13 protein-coding genes and 1 riboswitch are annotated in these 15877 nt (G+C 60.7%); of the genes, 11 read left to right on the top strand and 2 right to left on the bottom strand.

Translation table 11 applies throughout. From position 1 onward, the window contains the following. Positions 1–137: 137 nt before the first annotated feature. Positions 138–1577: a TolC family outer membrane protein gene (locus ACIQAL_RS16940; RefSeq protein WP_401147435.1), complete on the bottom strand. Its 1440-nt coding sequence runs from the start codon at positions 1575–1577 to the stop codon at positions 138–140. 166 nt (positions 1578–1743) lie between these two features. Next, positions 1744–1848, top strand: a riboswitch (TPP riboswitch). A gap of 170 nt (positions 1849–2018) precedes the next feature. On the opposite strand from ACIQAL_RS16940, the gene thiC reads away from it, so the two are divergent. Beyond that, positions 2019–3905 (top strand): phosphomethylpyrimidine synthase ThiC, encoded by a 1887-nt coding sequence (thiC, locus tag ACIQAL_RS16945; RefSeq protein ID WP_401147437.1) that lies wholly within the window; start codon positions 2019–2021, stop codon positions 3903–3905. A gap of 205 nt (positions 3906–4110) precedes the next feature. Further along, the gene (cytX, locus tag ACIQAL_RS16950; RefSeq protein ID WP_401147439.1) at positions 4111–5400 is read left to right on the top strand and encodes a putative hydroxymethylpyrimidine transporter CytX; all 1290 of its coding nucleotides are present in this window, start codon (positions 4111–4113) and stop codon (positions 5398–5400) included. Here the strand turns inward: cytX and ACIQAL_RS16955 are convergent. Further along, positions 5369–6115 (bottom strand): RsiV family protein, encoded by a 747-nt coding sequence (locus tag ACIQAL_RS16955; protein ID WP_401147441.1) that lies wholly within the window; start codon positions 6113–6115, stop codon positions 5369–5371. The two genes, cytX and ACIQAL_RS16955, sit on opposite strands and share 32 nt — an antisense overlap. Before the next feature lie 231 nt (positions 6116–6346). Between ACIQAL_RS16955 and ACIQAL_RS16960 the strand changes: the two genes are divergently transcribed. From ACIQAL_RS16960 to ACIQAL_RS17000, 9 genes are all read left to right on the top strand, one after another. Then, positions 6347–6964, top strand: coding sequence for an NUDIX domain-containing protein (locus ACIQAL_RS16960; RefSeq protein WP_166596036.1), 618 nt, complete (start codon positions 6347–6349; stop codon positions 6962–6964). Continuing rightward, complete coding sequence (locus ACIQAL_RS16965; RefSeq protein ID WP_401147444.1) at positions 6955–7407, top strand: DUF1249 domain-containing protein; 453 nt, start codon at positions 6955–6957, stop codon at positions 7405–7407. The genes ACIQAL_RS16960 and ACIQAL_RS16965 overlap by 10 nt, the downstream gene beginning before the upstream one ends. A 142-nt stretch (positions 7408–7549) precedes the next feature. Further along, complete coding sequence (gene cpdA, locus ACIQAL_RS16970) at positions 7550–8359, top strand: 3',5'-cyclic-AMP phosphodiesterase (protein ID WP_401147446.1); 810 nt, start codon at positions 7550–7552, stop codon at positions 8357–8359. 190 nt (positions 8360–8549) lie between these two features. Beyond that, a complete protein-coding gene (locus ACIQAL_RS16975) occupies positions 8550–9116 on the top strand; it encodes a YqiA/YcfP family alpha/beta fold hydrolase (RefSeq protein WP_401147846.1) in 567 nt (188 codons plus the stop codon). 90 nt (positions 9117–9206) lie between these two features. After that, positions 9207–11111 (top strand): DNA topoisomerase IV subunit B, encoded by a 1905-nt coding sequence (gene parE, locus ACIQAL_RS16980; protein ID WP_401147448.1) that lies wholly within the window; start codon positions 9207–9209, stop codon positions 11109–11111. Continuing rightward, on the top strand, positions 11108–12106 hold the full coding sequence (locus ACIQAL_RS16985) for an esterase-like activity of phytase family protein (RefSeq protein ID WP_401147450.1): 999 nt from the start codon (positions 11108–11110) through the stop codon (positions 12104–12106). The genes parE and ACIQAL_RS16985 overlap by 4 nt, the downstream gene beginning before the upstream one ends. 35 nt (positions 12107–12141) lie before the next feature. Then, complete coding sequence (locus ACIQAL_RS16990; protein WP_401147848.1) at positions 12142–12624, top strand: TIGR02281 family clan AA aspartic protease; 483 nt, start codon at positions 12142–12144, stop codon at positions 12622–12624. A 10-nt stretch (positions 12625–12634) separates the two neighbouring features. Continuing rightward, the gene (parC, locus tag ACIQAL_RS16995; protein WP_166596031.1) at positions 12635–14893 is read left to right on the top strand and encodes a DNA topoisomerase IV subunit A; all 2259 of its coding nucleotides are present in this window, start codon (positions 12635–12637) and stop codon (positions 14891–14893) included. A gap of 179 nt (positions 14894–15072) precedes the next feature. Further along, the gene (locus ACIQAL_RS17000) at positions 15073–15780 is read left to right on the top strand and encodes a membrane integrity-associated transporter subunit PqiC (RefSeq protein ID WP_166596030.1); all 708 of its coding nucleotides are present in this window, start codon (positions 15073–15075) and stop codon (positions 15778–15780) included. The last annotated feature ends 97 nt before the right edge of the window (positions 15781–15877 follow it).

Raw genomic sequence — 15877 nt, forward strand, 5'->3', positions numbered from 1 at the left:
ACCTGTGGGAGCGAATTTATTCGCGAAAAAGGGTTCAGGCGATACATCTTTGTCGCCTGAACCCTCCCATCGCGAATGAATTCGCTCCCACAGGGGAGAATGTATTACCAGACCAAAGGATAGGTGCAGGCCGTCAGCTATCGCTCCGTCGGCCTTTCAAAATTCTTCGCTGCCTCTTTCGCCAGATCTGGCGGCAGGAAGTCCTTGTCCGGGTTGTAGTCCGGTTTGAGGAAGCGCGACAGGTCTTGCAAATCCCCCGGGCTCAATGTGCCCGCGGCCTGTTTCAAACGCAGGTTGTCGAGGATGTAGTCGTAGCGGGTGTTGTTGTAGTCGCGCACGGAGGCGTACAGCTGGCGTTGCGCGTCCAGCACGTCAACGATGTTGCGCGTACCCACCTGATAGCCGATTTCGGTAGCTTCCAGCGCGCTCTGGTTGGAGATGATTGACTGTTTGCGTGCCTGGACCTGTTCGACGTCGGTGTTCACGGCGCGGTGCAGGTTGCGGGTGTTTTCCACCACCTGACGGCGCAGGCCTTCGCGTTGCTGCTCGGTCTGGCCGAGGCGGGCGTAGGCTTCGCGCACTTGCGAGCTGGTCAGGCCGCCGCTGTAAATCGGGATGTTCACTTGCAGGCCGATGGTGCGTTGTTCGACGCTGCCGTGAAAACTCTGACCGGTGTAGTTCGGGTTGGTGAAGCCGAGTGGGTCGTTGTCGCCTTTCTCGTACTGGGCGACAGCATCGACCGTCGGCGCGTGACCAGCCTTGCGTTGGCGCAGGGTTTCTTCGGCGGCGCTGACGGCGTAGTTGCTGGCCAGCAGGTTGAGGTTCTGTTGCGAGGCGGTATCGACCCAGGATTTGGCGTCGTTTGGCGTCGGTGCCAGCACCGGCAAGGTATGCACGATGCCTTCGATGGCGTTGTATTCGCGGTTGGTCAGGGTCACCAAGGCCTGAAACGCATCGTCCACCTGACGCTTGGCGACAATGCGCGCAGCACGGGCGGTGTCATAGCTGGCCTGGGCTTGCAGCACGTCGGTCTTGTCCGAAAGGCCGACATCGAAGCGTTCGTTGGCCTGATCGAGCTGGCGCTTGAACGCTGCTTCTTCGGCCTTGGTCGAGGCCAGATTGTCCTGGGCGCGCAGCACGGTGAAGTAGTCTTCGGCGCTTTGCAGGATCAGGTTCTGCTCGGTAGCCGACAGTTGCAGGATTGCCTGTTCATTCACGTCTTTCGCGGCCTTGAGCTGGAACCAGCGATCGGCGCGGAAAATCGGTTGGCTCAGGGTCGCGCGATAAACCGTGCCGCTGCGATTGATCACGGCAGACGGCTCGTCGATCTTGGTGCGCGTGTTGTTCACGTCGGCACCGCCGGAGATGTTCGGCAGCAGGCCAGCGCGGGCTTGGGGCACGATCTCCTTCTGCGCGTCATAGCTGGCGCGGGCCGCAGCCAGGTCGGCGTTGTTGTTAACGGCTTCCTGGTAGACGCTGACCAGTCCGGTCTTGGTCGGCAGAGGCAAGTCCGCTGCCCCGGCCATTGCATTCGACGCACACGACACGGCAATGGCCAGTGAAAAGTTGCGCAGCATAGACATTCCCTAGTAGTTGTTGTCGCTGATTCAGTGCAGACGGCATTTGGCGTCGCGTAGCGAGTGTAGTTCCGCGCGATCCCTACAACAATCCGCCATATCGGCCATTTAACAAGCGTTTGAATTCCTCGCTTGGCGTTTGCCCCGTCACGCGTCTAGACTGGCGCCGTTCTTGTCGGGGTGCCTTGCTATGAGGCTGAGATCGGATAATCCGGATCCCGTTGAACCTGATCAGGTTAGCGCCTGCGTAGGGAACAAGATTTCTCGTCTCCCGGCGAGTCCTCTTGAGCGTCGTCCGGGGTCGTCTTTGTTCAATTTTTGAACAGTCCTCGTTTTTCGATTCTCAGCATCCGTGTCGTCTCAGGGTGCATCCGTCCGTTCGAATCAGGCTCACGCTCCGACAAATCAATCCGCCGCTGGATGATGTCTGGAGAGCCCGTGATGAGTACAACACTAAAAAACGCCAATCTGAGTGAATCCGCCCAAGTCGATTCGGGGTCGGTGCAGCCGTTCACCCGCTCGCAAAAAATCTATGTTCAAGGTTCCCGCCCGGACATCCGCGTGCCGATGCGTGAAATCAGCCTCGATGTGACACCCACAGACTTTGGTGGCGAGATCAACGCGCCGGTCTGCGTGTACGACACCTCGGGCCCGTACACCGATCCCAACGTCATCATCGATGTACGCAAAGGCCTGGGCGACGTGCGCTCGGCCTGGATCAACGATCGTGGCGACACTGAACGCCTCGACGGCCTGAGCTCCGATTTCGGGCAACAACGACTGGCCGATGCCGAGCTGACCAAACTGCGCTTCGCCCACGTGCGCAACCCGCGCCGCGCCAAAGCCGGGGCCAACGTGAGCCAGATGCACTACGCGCGTCAGGGCATCATCACCGCCGAGATGGAATACGTCGCGATCCGCGAAAACATGAAGCTGCAAGAGGCCCGCGCTGCCGGTCTTTTGAAGCAGCAACACGCCGGCCACAGCTTCGGCGCGAGCATCCCGAAAGAGATCACTGCCGAATTCGTGCGCGAAGAAATCGCCCGTGGCCGCGCCATCATTCCGGCCAACATCAACCACGTCGAACTGGAACCGATGATCATCGGCCGTAACTTCCTGGTGAAGATCAACGGCAACATCGGCAACAGCGCGCTGGGTTCGTCCATCGAAGAAGAAGTGGCGAAGCTGACGTGGGGCATTCGCTGGGGCTCGGACACCGTCATGGACCTGTCCACCGGCAAACACATTCACGAAACCCGCGAGTGGATCATCCGCAACTCGCCGGTGCCGATTGGCACTGTGCCGATTTATCAGGCGCTGGAGAAAGTGAACGGCGTCGCTGAAGACCTGACTTGGGAGCTGTTCCGCGACACGCTGATCGAGCAGGCGGAGCAGGGCGTCGATTACTTCACCATCCACGCGGGCGTGCTGTTGCGCTACGTGCCGCTGACCGCCAAGCGCGTCACCGGCATCGTTTCCCGTGGCGGCTCGATCATGGCCAAGTGGTGCCTGGCGCATCACAAAGAGAACTTCCTCTACACCCACTTCGACGAAATCTGCGAAATCATGAAGGCCTACGACGTCAGCTTCTCGCTGGGCGATGGCCTGCGTCCGGGCTCGATTGCCGACGCCAACGACGAAGCGCAGTTCGGCGAGCTGGAGACCCTTGGCGAACTGACCAAGATCGCGTGGAAGCACGACGTGCAGTGCATGATCGAAGGCCCCGGCCACGTGCCGATGCAGTTGATCAAAGAGAACATGGACAAGCAGCTGGAGTGCTGCGACGAAGCGCCGTTCTACACCCTCGGCCCGCTGACCACCGACATTGCGCCGGGTTACGACCACATCACCTCGGGCATTGGCGCGGCGATGATCGGCTGGTTCGGTTGCGCGATGCTCTGCTACGTCACGCCGAAAGAACACTTGGGCCTGCCGAACAAAGACGACGTGAAGACCGGGATCATTACCTACAAGATCGCCGCCCACGCAGCCGACCTCGCCAAAGGTCATCCGGGTGCGCAGATTCGCGACAACGCCTTGAGCAAGGCACGCTTCGAATTCCGTTGGGAAGACCAGTTCAACCTCGGCCTGGACCCGGACACCGCGCGTTCGTACCACGACGAAACCCTGCCGAAAGACTCCGCGAAAGTCGCGCATTTCTGCTCCATGTGCGGGCCGAAATTCTGCTCGATGAAGATCACCCAGGAAGTCCGCGAATACGCGGCCAACCAGAAAATCGAGGCGGTGGACCTGTCGGTGGCCGAAGGCATGCGCGAGCAGGCCGAGCGGTTCAAGCAGGAAGGCAGCCAGCTTTACAAGAAAGTCTAGCCACGAGCGGCGAGCGGCAAGCCGCAAGCTAGAAGCAAGAGCAGGTCTGTTTTGGCTTCAAACGTGTAGCTTGCCGCTTGAGGCTTCCCACTGCTTCTTTTGATCTAGCCGCGAACGGCAATCTACAAGCCGCTGCAGATCCGCTTCTGCTCTTACTTGCAGCTTGTAGCTTGAAGCTCATCACTGCTTTTCCAGGGATCTTAATGTGAACACACCCAGCACCTATTCACCCGACATCCCCGTCCCCGCCAGCAAGCGGGTCTTCGGCGGGCGTGATCTGTTTTCCCTGTGGTTCTCCCTCGGCATCGGCCTGATGGTCCTGCAAACCGGCGCGCTGCTGGCGCCGGGGCTGGGCATGTCAGGCTCGATGCTGGCGATCTTCCTCGGCACCCTGGTCGGCGTTCTGCTGCTGGCCGCCGTGGGCGTGATCGGCAGCGACACCGGCCTGTCGTCGATGGCCGCGCTCAAGCTCAGCCTTGGCACCAAAGGCGCGGGCGTGCCTGCGATTCTCAACCTGTTGCAACTGGTGGGCTGGGGTTCTTTCGAGATCATCGTCATGCGCGATGCGGCCAGTCTGCTCGCCGCGGGCGCTTTCAGTGAAGGCAGCTTGTGGACAAGCCCGCTGCTCTGGACGCTGCTGTTCGGCGGTCTGGCGACGCTGTTGGCCGTTAGCGGTCCATTGACGTTTGTTCGTCAAATCCTGCGTAAATGGGGCATCTGGCTGTTGCTGGCGGCGTGCGTCTGGCTGACCTGGAACCTGTTCGCCAAAGCCGATCTCGCCGCACTCTGGGCACGGGCGGGCGATGGGTCGCTGCCGTTTGCCGTGGGTTTCGACATCGCCATCGCCATGCCGCTGTCGTGGCTGCCGCTGATCGCCGACTATTCACGCTTCGGCAAACGCGCTACCGGCGTGTTCGGCGGCACGGTGATGGGCTTCTTTATCGGCAACTTCTGGCTGATGACCCTGGGCGTCGCTTACACCTTGGCGTTTGCGCCGAGCGGTGAAGCGAATGCACTGCTGTTGGCGCTGGCCGGGGCCGGGATGGGCATTCCGCTGCTCCTGATCCTGCTCGACGAATCCGAAAACGCCTTCGCCGACATTCACTCGGCAGCGGTTTCAAGCGGGATTCTGTTGAAAGCCAAGGTCGAACATCTGGCGTTGGCCATCGGCGTGATCTGCACGCTGATCGCCTGCTTCGCGCCGTTGGCGCAGTACCAGAACTTCCTGCTGCTGATCGGCTCGGTGTTCGCGCCGCTGTTTGGCGTGGTACTGGTGGATCACTTCATCCTGCGTCGTCGCAGCCATGGCGCCGCGACGGTGGGATTGCGCTGGATGACGCTGCTGGCGTGGGTCGGCGGCATCGCGACTTACCACATATTGGCGAACCTTTACCCCAACGTCGGTGCAACACTGCCAGCCCTTATCGTGGCTGGCGTGCTGCAACTGGCGCTGAGCAAGGCGATCAACTCCGACCGGGGAACAGTTCCGGTTTGAGGATGCCGTTGAGCTGCGGATACGGAATCTTCAGCTCGATGTGACCCATGGCGTACGGGGCGATGGTAGTGACCGGGTATTTCAGGATCACGGCACCGTACGTCAGGGCGACGTTGGAAGTGCGCTTGAATGGCCACATCTTCTGGAACTCGGTGTCTTTGTCCAGCTTGACGCTGATTTGCCAGGCCTGGTGCGCCAGCTCCGCTTTAGCCCAGAAGGCCGCTTCCTGGCCTGGCACCAGCATGTCGGCCAGCGTCAGCACGCGTTGCTGTTGACGGGAATAGTTGATGAACGCGCGGCCCGGGTCGCCATGGGCGCCGCCTGCGTCGAGGTAGCTCGACAGCTCAACCACCACAAGACCGTCATGCTGCTCGCGTACTTTCGCCTGCAAATAGCTGGCGTTGCGCGCCGGGGCTCGGGCGAGGAACTGCTCCTGATAGGCCTTGAGGGTCGGCGGCAAAGGGCCGTCGGTGTCGCTGCGGGTCAATTGCAGCAGGGTGCGCTGCACGATGCCGTCCAGCTTCGGTTCATCCGGAAAGTGCACGGTGTCGATGTTCACCAACGGGCAGTCATCCGTGGTGCAGCCCGGCTTGATCAGCTCGGACGCGTCGCGCTGAACGGTCAGCGGCTTTCGCATGTTGGGTTCGAAAAAGCTCTGGCAGGCACCCAGTATCAGGGCCAGGCAGGCCATTGAAACGATCTTCAGAAACGACATGGTGATCCTTGGCGTTGGCATATAAGGGCCATAAAGGGCCATCACAGAGGGATAACGGCAACAGGCTTCGACTGTCTGTGGCGCAATCAGTTCGCCATTGGGCGGATTAGAGTGCCATTCCCCTGCCTTCGTCTACCCTGAGTGCCGGATTTGCCAAGTCCGGGGGCTGCATCCCGGGTGGCAGCACGTTAGGATGGCGCGAAGTCACAAGTGCTTTGCAGTGAGAAATTTATGACCGATACCGCTAAATCGACACCCACGAAGCACGAGATCGTCCACCGCGAAACCTGCTTCAAGGGGTTCTACCAACTGGACCGTCTGCACCTGCGCCACGAGCTGTTCGACGGCGGCATGGGGCCGGAAATCAAGCGCGAGTTGTTCGTGCGTCACGATGCCGTGTGCGTGCTGCCCTACGACGCGAAGCGCGACGAAGTGGTTCTGCTGGAGCAGTTCCGGGTCGGCGTCGTTGGCAAGCATCCCAACCCTTGGCTGATTGAAATGGTCGCCGGGCTGATCGACAAAAAAGAGCAGCCCGAGGAGGTTGCTCACCGCGAAGGAGAAGAGGAAGCTGGGCTTGTCTTCAGTGCGTTGTGGCCGATCACCAAATACTTTCCGTCGCCTGGTGGCAGTAACGAATTCGTTCACCTCTACTTGGGCAAATGTGAGAGCGCGGGGGCAGGTGGGGTGCATGGGCTGGAGGAAGAGGCCGAGGACATCCGTGTGTCGGTCTGGTCGTTCGATGACGCGATGCAAGCCGTAAAAGACGGACGCATCGTCAATGCGGCAACTATCATCGCAATACAGTGGCTGGCGCTTAATCGCGCCGAAATCAGGGGGCTGTGGTCGTGAATCTTCTGCGCGAGCGCTACCGTGTCGACCTTGCCGGGCTGCAAGCAGCCTGTGAGGCGAACTACGCGCGCTTGATGCGTCTGTTACCTGACATGCGCAATGAACAACGCTCCCGTCGGGTGGCTGTCACTCAAGGCGATCAAATGTTGGGCGTGCTGGCGGTCGAAGTCATTCTCGACTGCCCATACACCACCACCCTGCAGGTGCGCCAGGAACACAGCCTGCCCTGGCTGCCGGTCCCGGTGCTGGAAGTGCAGGTCTACCACGACGCCCGCATGGCGGAAGTCATCGGCGCCGAACATGCGCGCCGTTTTCAGGGGATCTACCCCTACCCCAATGCCGACATGCACCAGCCGGACGAAAAGGCTCAGCTGAATCTTTTTCTGGGTGAGTGGCTGAGCCACTGCCTGGCGTGTGGGCATGAGTTTGAGGCGGTTCGCTAAGTCCGGGTGCACCGGCGAGTCTACAGTGGGCGCTGTTTTCCCCTGGTCTGTTGCGCAAATGAGAACTGCCACGCTGTTCCGGGTTTGCCGTCGTAACAATCAGACACCATAATCCGGCCATACCTGCTCAAGGAGATGGCCATTGCCGAGCGCACCTTCAAACCCGTCCTCCGTGTTGGTGGTTCAACTGTCCGACAGCCACCTGTTCGCTGAAGCGGACGGCCAACTGCTGGGCATGCAAACCCGCGACAGCCTCAAGGCTGTGGTCGATCTGGTGCTCGCCGAGCAGTCCGACATCGATCTGGTGCTGGCCACCGGCGACCTGTCGCAGGATGGCTCGGTTGAGTCTTATCAGGCGTTTCGGACTGAAAGCGACCGACTGGATGCGCCGAAGCGCTGGATTCCCGGCAATCACGACGAACTCCGCGAAATGGCGATAGGCGCCCAGGGCAGCGAATTCCTGGACCCGGTCGTCGACATCGGCAACTGGCGCATCACGATGCTGGACTCGGCGGTTTCAGGCTCCGTTCCCGGCTATCTGGAGGACAAGCAGCTGCAATTGCTCGCGCAGGCCTTGAGCGAAGCGCCGGAGCGTCATCACCTGGTCTGCTTGCATCACCATCCAGTACCGATTGGTGCGGCATGGATGGCGCCAATCGGGCTGCGCAATCCCGATGCGTTGTTTGCTGTGCTGGAGCGTTTTCCACACACGCGCGCAGTGCTCTGGGGCCATGTGCATCAAGAGTTCGATCAGCCTCGCCAAGGCGTCCGTCTAATGGCTTCACCTTCCACCTGCATTCAGTTCGCGCCGAACAGCGTGGATTTCGCCCTCGACTCGCGCGCACCCGGCTACCGCTGGCTGCGCCTGCTCGATGACGGGCAGATCGAAACGGGGGTGTCGCGCATCGATCCGCATCTGTTTGAGGTGGACCTCAGTGGCGCTGGCTATTGAAGGAAGCGTCCTGAATTCGCGGTAAATCATCATCGAACGAGTCTTCACGCCGTTGTCCCTGTAAACTGCGTGGCTTTGCCCTGTGAGAGCCAGAACGTCGGCTTTCACCCGACTCGCAGCTTCAGGAGGCCACGGCGTGAATCACCATCACTCGACACTGCTTTATATACATGGCCTGAACAGCTCGGCGATGTCGAAGAAGGCCACGCAGCTGTCCGGGCTGATGAACCGTCTCGGTCTGAGTGAGCAACTGCGCGTGCCGGAGCTGCATCATCATCCGCGCCAGGCCATTGCCCAGCTTGAAACCGCCATCGACGAACTGGGCGGGCGGCCATTACTGGTCGGCAGCTCCCTCGGCGGCTACTATGCGACTCACTTGGCTGAGCGACATGGCCTCAAGGCCGTGCTGATCAACCCGGCGGTGAATCCGCACCAGCTGTTCGACGGTTTTCTGGGCACCCAAACGAACCTCTACACCGGCGAAAGCTGGGAGCTGACGCACGATCACGTGGATGCGCTGGCAGAGCTTGAAGTGCCCGCGCCACAGGATCCGCAGCGCATTCAGGTGTGGCTGCAAACCGGTGACGAGACGCTGGATTACAAACGGGCACAGGCGTTTTACCGGGCCTGTGCCTTGCGCATCGAGGCGGGCGGCGATCACAGCTTCCAGGGGTTCGCAGAAAAAATGCCGACCTTGTTGAGCATTGCCGGATTCGCCCCCGAGCTGTTGCAAGCTATCGATCTGTCGACGCTCTGAACGAAGCGCCAGAATCGAAGCGCTGACTGAAACAAACCTGTAGAACAGTGTCATTCCGACATTTCATGAACGACTTGATGACGAGACCCCATGGCCAATCCCAGCGCTAGCTCTTATAACGCAGACGCCATCGAAGTCCTCTCGGGCCTCGACCCGGTCCGCAAGCGGCCGGGCATGTACACCGACACCTCTCGGCCGAACCACCTCGCCCAGGAAGTCATCGACAACAGCGTCGACGAAGCCTTGGCAGGCCACGCCAAATCGGTGCAAGTGATTCTCCACGCCGACAACTCCCTGGAAGTGGCCGACGACGGTCGCGGCATGCCGGTGGACATTCACCCGGAAGAGGGCGTCTCGGGCGTTGAGCTGATTCTCACCAAGCTCCACGCGGGCGGCAAATTCTCCAACAAGAACTACCAGTTCTCCGGCGGTTTGCACGGCGTGGGGATTTCCGTCGTCAACGCGCTCTCCACCCAGGTGCGGGTGCGGGTCAAGCGCGACGGCAACGAATACGAAATGACCTTTGCCGACGGCTTCAAGGCCACCGAACTCGCCGTGGTCGGCACCGTGGGCAAACGCAACACCGGCACCAGTGTGTTTTTCGCGCCGGACCCGAAGTATTTCGACAGCCCCAAATTTTCCGTCAGCCGCCTCAAACACGTGCTCAAGGCCAAGGCCGTGCTGTGCCCAGGGCTGCTGGTCAGCTTTGAAGACAAAAGCACCGGCGAGAAAGTCGAGTGGCATTACGAAGACGGCCTGCGCTCTTATTTGCAGGACTCGGTCAACGATTTCTTGCGCCTCCCGGAAGAGCCGTTTTGTGGCGCCTTTGCGGGTAACAAGGAAGCTGTGGACTGGGCGCTGCTGTGGTTGCCGGAAGGCGGCGACAGCGTTCAGGAAAGCTACGTCAACCTGATCCCCACTGCCCAGGGCGGCACCCACGTCAACGGTTTGCGTCAGGGCCTGCTCGACGCGATGCGCGAGTTCTGCGAGTTCCGCAACCTGCTGCCGCGTGGCGTGAAGCTGGCCCCGGAAGACGTCTGGGAGCGCATCGCGTTCGTGCTATCGATGAAGATGCAGGAGCCGCAATTCTCCGGCCAGACCAAGGAGCGGCTGTCGTCCCGTGAAGCGGCGGCCTTCGTGTCCGGTGTGGTCAAGGACGCGTTCAGCCTCTGGCTCAATGCGCACCCGGAAATGGGCATGCAACTGGCCGAACTGGCCATCAACAACGCCGGCCGTCGCCTGAAGGCGAGCAAAAAGGTCGAGCGCAAGCGCATCACCCAAGGTCCGGCATTGCCGGGCAAATTGGCGGATTGCGCGGGTCAGGACCCCATGCGCGCCGAGCTGTTTCTGGTCGAGGGTGACTCTGCAGGCGGCTCGGCCAAACAGGCGCGAGACAAGGAATTCCAGGCCATCCTGCCGTTGCGCGGGAAGATTCTGAACACGTGGGAAGTCGATGGCGGCGAAGTCCTTGCCAGCCAGGAAGTGCACAACATCGCGGTCGCTATCGGCGTCGATCCGGGCGCGGCGGACATGAGCCAACTGCGCTACGGCAAAATCTGCATCCTTGCCGACGCCGACTCCGACGGCCTGCACATTGCCACGCTGCTCTGCGCGCTGTTCGTCCAGCATTTCCGCCCGCTGGTGGACGCTGGCCATGTGTACGTCGCCATGCCGCCGCTGTACCGTATCGATCTGGGCAAGGAGATTTATTACGCTCTCGACGAAGCCGAGCGCGACGGCATCCTTGACCGGCTGGTGGCCGAAAAGAAACGCGGCAAGCCGCAAGTCACGCGATTCAAAGGCCTGGGTGAAATGAACCCACCGCAACTGCGCGAAACCACCATGGACCCGAACACCCGTCGTCTGGTGCAACTGACGCTGGACGATTTCGAAGCGACGTCCGAGATGATGGATATGCTGCTGGCCAAGAAGCGCGCAGGTGATCGCAAGACCTGGCTGGAATCCAAGGGCAATCTGGCCGAGGTGCTGGTTTGATCCGAGGGTGGCTGGCAGCGCTGATGCTGACCGCCATGCCTGTATTTGCTGCGCAGCCGGTGGCGCAAAAGCCACTGCCCGAGCTCAAGTTGCTGTCCGAACATGCAGTCGACGACATGATCGGCGGCAACCTGTCCGGGCTGGCGTCTTGCGATGGCGTGCTGTGGACGGTTTCGGATCGCGACGACGAGATTCTGTACAGCCTCGACACGTCAGCGACGGTCTGGAAAGCCAAGGCGCTGAAGCTTGAAATTCCGCCGATTCCGGACAGCGGTTTGTCGGGCACGCTGCGAAACATGGCCAAGGCCGCGTCGCTGCTACGGGGCGGCGACCTGGATTTCGAAGGCGTGACTTGTGATTCGGCGGGCAATCGTTATCTGGTCAGCGAAGGATTCGCGACGGTGCTGAAAGTGCCCGTCGAGGGCGCGGCAAGCTGGTTGCCCCTGCCGAAGAAGCTGGTCGTGGAAGCCCAGGCGGCGGGCATGCTTCAGCATTTCAACGCTATTTTTGAAGGCATCGCCATCAGCCCGGCAGGCGACCAGATCTGGCTCGCCGCCGAGCGCGAAAAACGTGGGCTGTTGACCGCGAAGCTTGGCAAGGACGGTTGGGCCTGCGGCACCAGCTGCATTCTGCGCATGGAGTCCGGCAATGACACCTTGCCGCCACAGCTGGGGGGCAAATCCGTCGCCAAGGACTTTTCCGATATCTCGCTGTACAAAGGCAAACTCTACACCCTGGAGCGCGCGGCTTATCGCATCTGTCGTCGGACGCTGGAGACCGGGAAGCTGGAGACCTGTTGGTCGTTTGCCAAGGAGGCCTTGCTGCCGAACCGGCTCTACGATCAGAAATACGGCCTCACCGAAGCGCTGATCATCGATGACAGCGGCGCGTGGGTAGGCATCGACAACAATTTCGGTGCCAGGGCCGACGGCGAAAAACGGCCCATTGTCTGGCGTTTCGATGCGCCTGAGGGTGGCTGGAGCACTAAGCCTTGAGGCAAGGGCCTCCCGGTAAAGGCGCCGGGCGCCTGATGCTGATCGTTGTCTGGGCCGCAGGGCTGTTTCTGGCGACGCGGTTTTTCGGCCAGTGGGAGCAGCATCAGGAAAATCCGAATACTGCCGTCACCTCGGAACACGGTGATGGCTATGTCGAAGTGCGACTGGCGAGTAATCGTCAGGGGCATTTCGTCATGACGGGGCAGATCAATGCCCACCCCGTCGAATTCATGCTCGACACGGGCGCAACCAACGTCGCGATTCCCGAAGGTGTCGCGCAGACACTGCGACTTGAGCGCGGCGCCAGGGTGGAAGTCAGCACGGCCAACGGCCGGACTGACGCCTTCCGGACCACGCTGAAGCGGCTGCAAATCGGCGATATCGTCCTGAACGATGTGCGCGCCCTCGTGGTGCCCGGTCTGGACGGTGATCAGGTGCTGCTGGGTATGAGCGCCATCCAACAACTCGAATTCACACAGCGCGGCGGCACCTTGCTGCTGCGTCAGACGACAAAATGATGAGGCCCGCATGAGCGACTCCCTTGACCTCAGCCTGGACGGCGTAGAACGCCGGTCGCTGGCTGACTTCACCGAACAGGCCTATCTCAACTACTCCATGTACGTGATCATGGACCGCGCCTTGCCGCATATCGGCGACGGCCTGAAGCCTGTGCAGCGGCGCATTGTCTACGCCATGAGCGAGCTGGGTCTGGATGCCGACGCCAAGCACAAGAAATCGGCGCGTACCGTCGGTGATGTGTTGGGTAAATTCCATCCCCACGGCGATTCAGCCTGCTACGAAGCCATGGTGTTGATGGCCCAGTCGTTCAGCTATCGCTACACGCTGGTGGACGGCCAGGGGAACTGGGGTGCGCCGGATGATCCCAAGTCGTTCGCCGCCATGCGTTACACCGAAGCGCGTTTGTCCCGCTATTCCGAAGTGTTGCTCACCGAACTGGGCCAAGGCACGGCGGACTGGGTGCCGAACTTCGACGGCACGCTGGACGAGCCGGCGGTGTTGCCAGCCCGTTTACCGAACATCCTGCTCAACGGCACCACCGGTATTGCCGTGGGCATGGCCACCGACGTGCCGCCGCACAACCTGCGTGAAGTCGCGTCGGCCTGTGTCCGTCTGCTGGATGAGCCCAAGGCCACCATCGAACAGCTGTGTGAGCACATACAGGGTCCGGATTACCCGACCGAAGCGGAAATCATCACGCCGCGCGCCGACCTGCTGAAAATCTACGAAACCGGCCGTGGCTCGGTGCGCATGCGTGCGGTGTATCGCGTCGAAGATGGCGACATCGTCGTCACCGCGCTGCCTCACCAGGTCTCCGGCGCCAAGGTGCTGGAGCAAATCGCCGCGCAGATGCAGGCCAAGAAACTGCCGATGGTCGCTGACCTGCGCGATGAGTCGGACCACGAGCACCCTTGCCGCATCGTGATCATTCCGCGCTCCAACCGCGTCGATCCCGAAGAGCTGATGCAGCATCTGTTCGCCACCACCGAGCTGGAATCCAGCTACCGGGTGAACATCAACATCATCGGCCTCGACGGCAAGCCGCAGCTGAAAAACCTCAAGACGCTGCTGTCCGAATGGCTGCAATTCCGTCTCACCACCGTGCGCCGCCGCTTGCAGTTCCGTCTGGACAAGGTCGAGAAGCGTCTGCACCTGTTGGAAGGTTTGCTCACTGCGTACCTGAATCTGGATGAAGTGATCCACATCATCCGCACCGCCGAGCACCCGAAAGCCGAGCTGATCGCACGTTTCGACCTGTCTGAAATCCAGGCTGATTACATCCTCGACACCCGGTTGCGTCAGTTGGCGCGTCTGGAAGAGATGAAGCTGCGCGGCGAACAAGACGAATTGCTTAAGGAACAAGCCAAGCTTCAGGCGCTGCTGGGCAGTGAAACCAAGCTGCGCAAGCTGGTCCGTAGCGAGCTGATTGCCGACGCACAAACCTATGGCGATGACCGTCGCTCGCCGATCGTCGAGCGCGCCGAAGCCAAGGCGTTGTCCGAAAACGAACTGATGCCCACCGAACCGGTGACCGTCGTGCTGTCGGAAAAAGGCTGGGTGCGCTGCGCCAAGGGCCACGACATCGATGCGACCGGGCTTTCCTACAAGGCGGGCGACGGCTTCAAAGCGGCAGCGGCGGGGCGTTCGAACCAGTTCGCCGTGTTCATCGACTCCACCGGCCGCAGCTACTCGCTGGCGGCGCATACCTTGCCGTCTGCGCGAGGGCAGGGCGATCCGTTGACGGGGCGTCTGACGCCACCGCCTGCCGCCACCTTCGAGTGCGTGCTGCTGCCGGATGACGACGCGCTGTACGTGATCGCATCGGACGCCGGTTACGGTTTCGTGGTCAAGGGTGAGGATCTGCAAGCCAAGAACAAGGCAGGCAAGGCGCTGTTGAGCCTGCCGTCGGGTGCGAAGGTTATCTTGCCGCGTCCCGTGCCGGATCGTGAGCAGAACTGGCTCGCGGCGGTCACGACCGAAGGTCGCCTGCTGGTGTTCAAAATCAGCGATCTGCCGCAACTGGGCAAAGGCAAGGGCAACAAGATCATCGGTATTCCGGGTGAGCGCGTCGCTAGCCGTGAAGAGTATGTGACCGACCTGGCCGTCATTCCTGAAGGCGCCACTTTGGTGCTGCAAGCGGGCAAGCGTACGCTTTCTCTTAAGCCGGATGATCTCGAACACTACAAAGGCGAGCGTGGCCGTCGTGGCAATAAGCTACCGCGTGGCTTCCAGCGCGTAGACGCTTTGTTGGTGGAAAGCGCTACTTAAACTGGTGATTTCAGCTGCCGATCTTCGTTTCGTCACGAAGATCGACGCAGAATCGCTGGAGTCATCGCGCATATTCACGGATGATATGTCGTCTTGAGGTGCGGGCGTGGCTGTGTGCCTTCATGTTTTCTTGAGTATTTGACAGTGTGGCCGCCGTGCGGGGCCACTTGGACGGAATGATGAATTTTCTACGCGTTCCTTTTGTTCTGTTGTTGACCGGCGTTCTAGGTTTGGCCGGGTGCAGCGTTCATCAGCCCCAATCGCTCTATCAGCTGGACAGTGGCGAACCTGGGCAACCGAAACAAAGTGCCGGAGTCGCTGTTTTGCTGGGTCCGGTTTCCGTTGCTGACTATCTGCAACGCGAGACATTACTGCAACGCCAACCCGACGGCAGCCTGACGGCCTCGGCTGACGGGCGCTGGGCGGGCAGTCTGTCCTCTGATATCGATCAATTGCTGCTGCGCCAGTTGGCGTGGAAGCTGGACAGCCAACGGGTCGTCATGGCGCCTGCGGCCGCGAATTTCACCCCGGATGTGCAGGTCGTACTGTCTATCACCCGTCTGGACTCTGGTGTGAATCAACCCGCGGTCCTCGACGCTCAGTGGCGTTTGCTGGACCGTCGCGGCACCGTGCGCGACAGCAAGCTGGTTCACTTGGAAGAGCCTCATGCGGGCACCTCTGCGGCGCAGGTCAAGGCTCAAGGCGTGCTGTTGCAGCGTCTGGCCGATCAACTGAGCGTGGCGGTCAAACCGGTGGCCAGTCAGCCGTTGGTTGCGGAAGAGCCCAAGAAAGCCGCTCAACCTGCCAAGACCCGCGTCGATCAGGACAAGCCAAAGATCCCGATGGCGTCGCCGATTCGCACAGATCTGGAAATCTACCGGTTCTAAGTCAGCCACATACAAAGAGCCCGCAGCGATGCGGGCTTTTTTGTGGGTGACGAAATCATGAAGCCGTGCAGCTACAGACGTTGTTTTGATCGTTAAA

The organism is Pseudomonas sp. NPDC088368, assembly GCF_044753445.1.
In the GTDB taxonomy this organism is placed as follows: domain Bacteria; phylum Pseudomonadota; class Gammaproteobacteria; order Pseudomonadales; family Pseudomonadaceae; genus Aquipseudomonas; species Aquipseudomonas bambusae.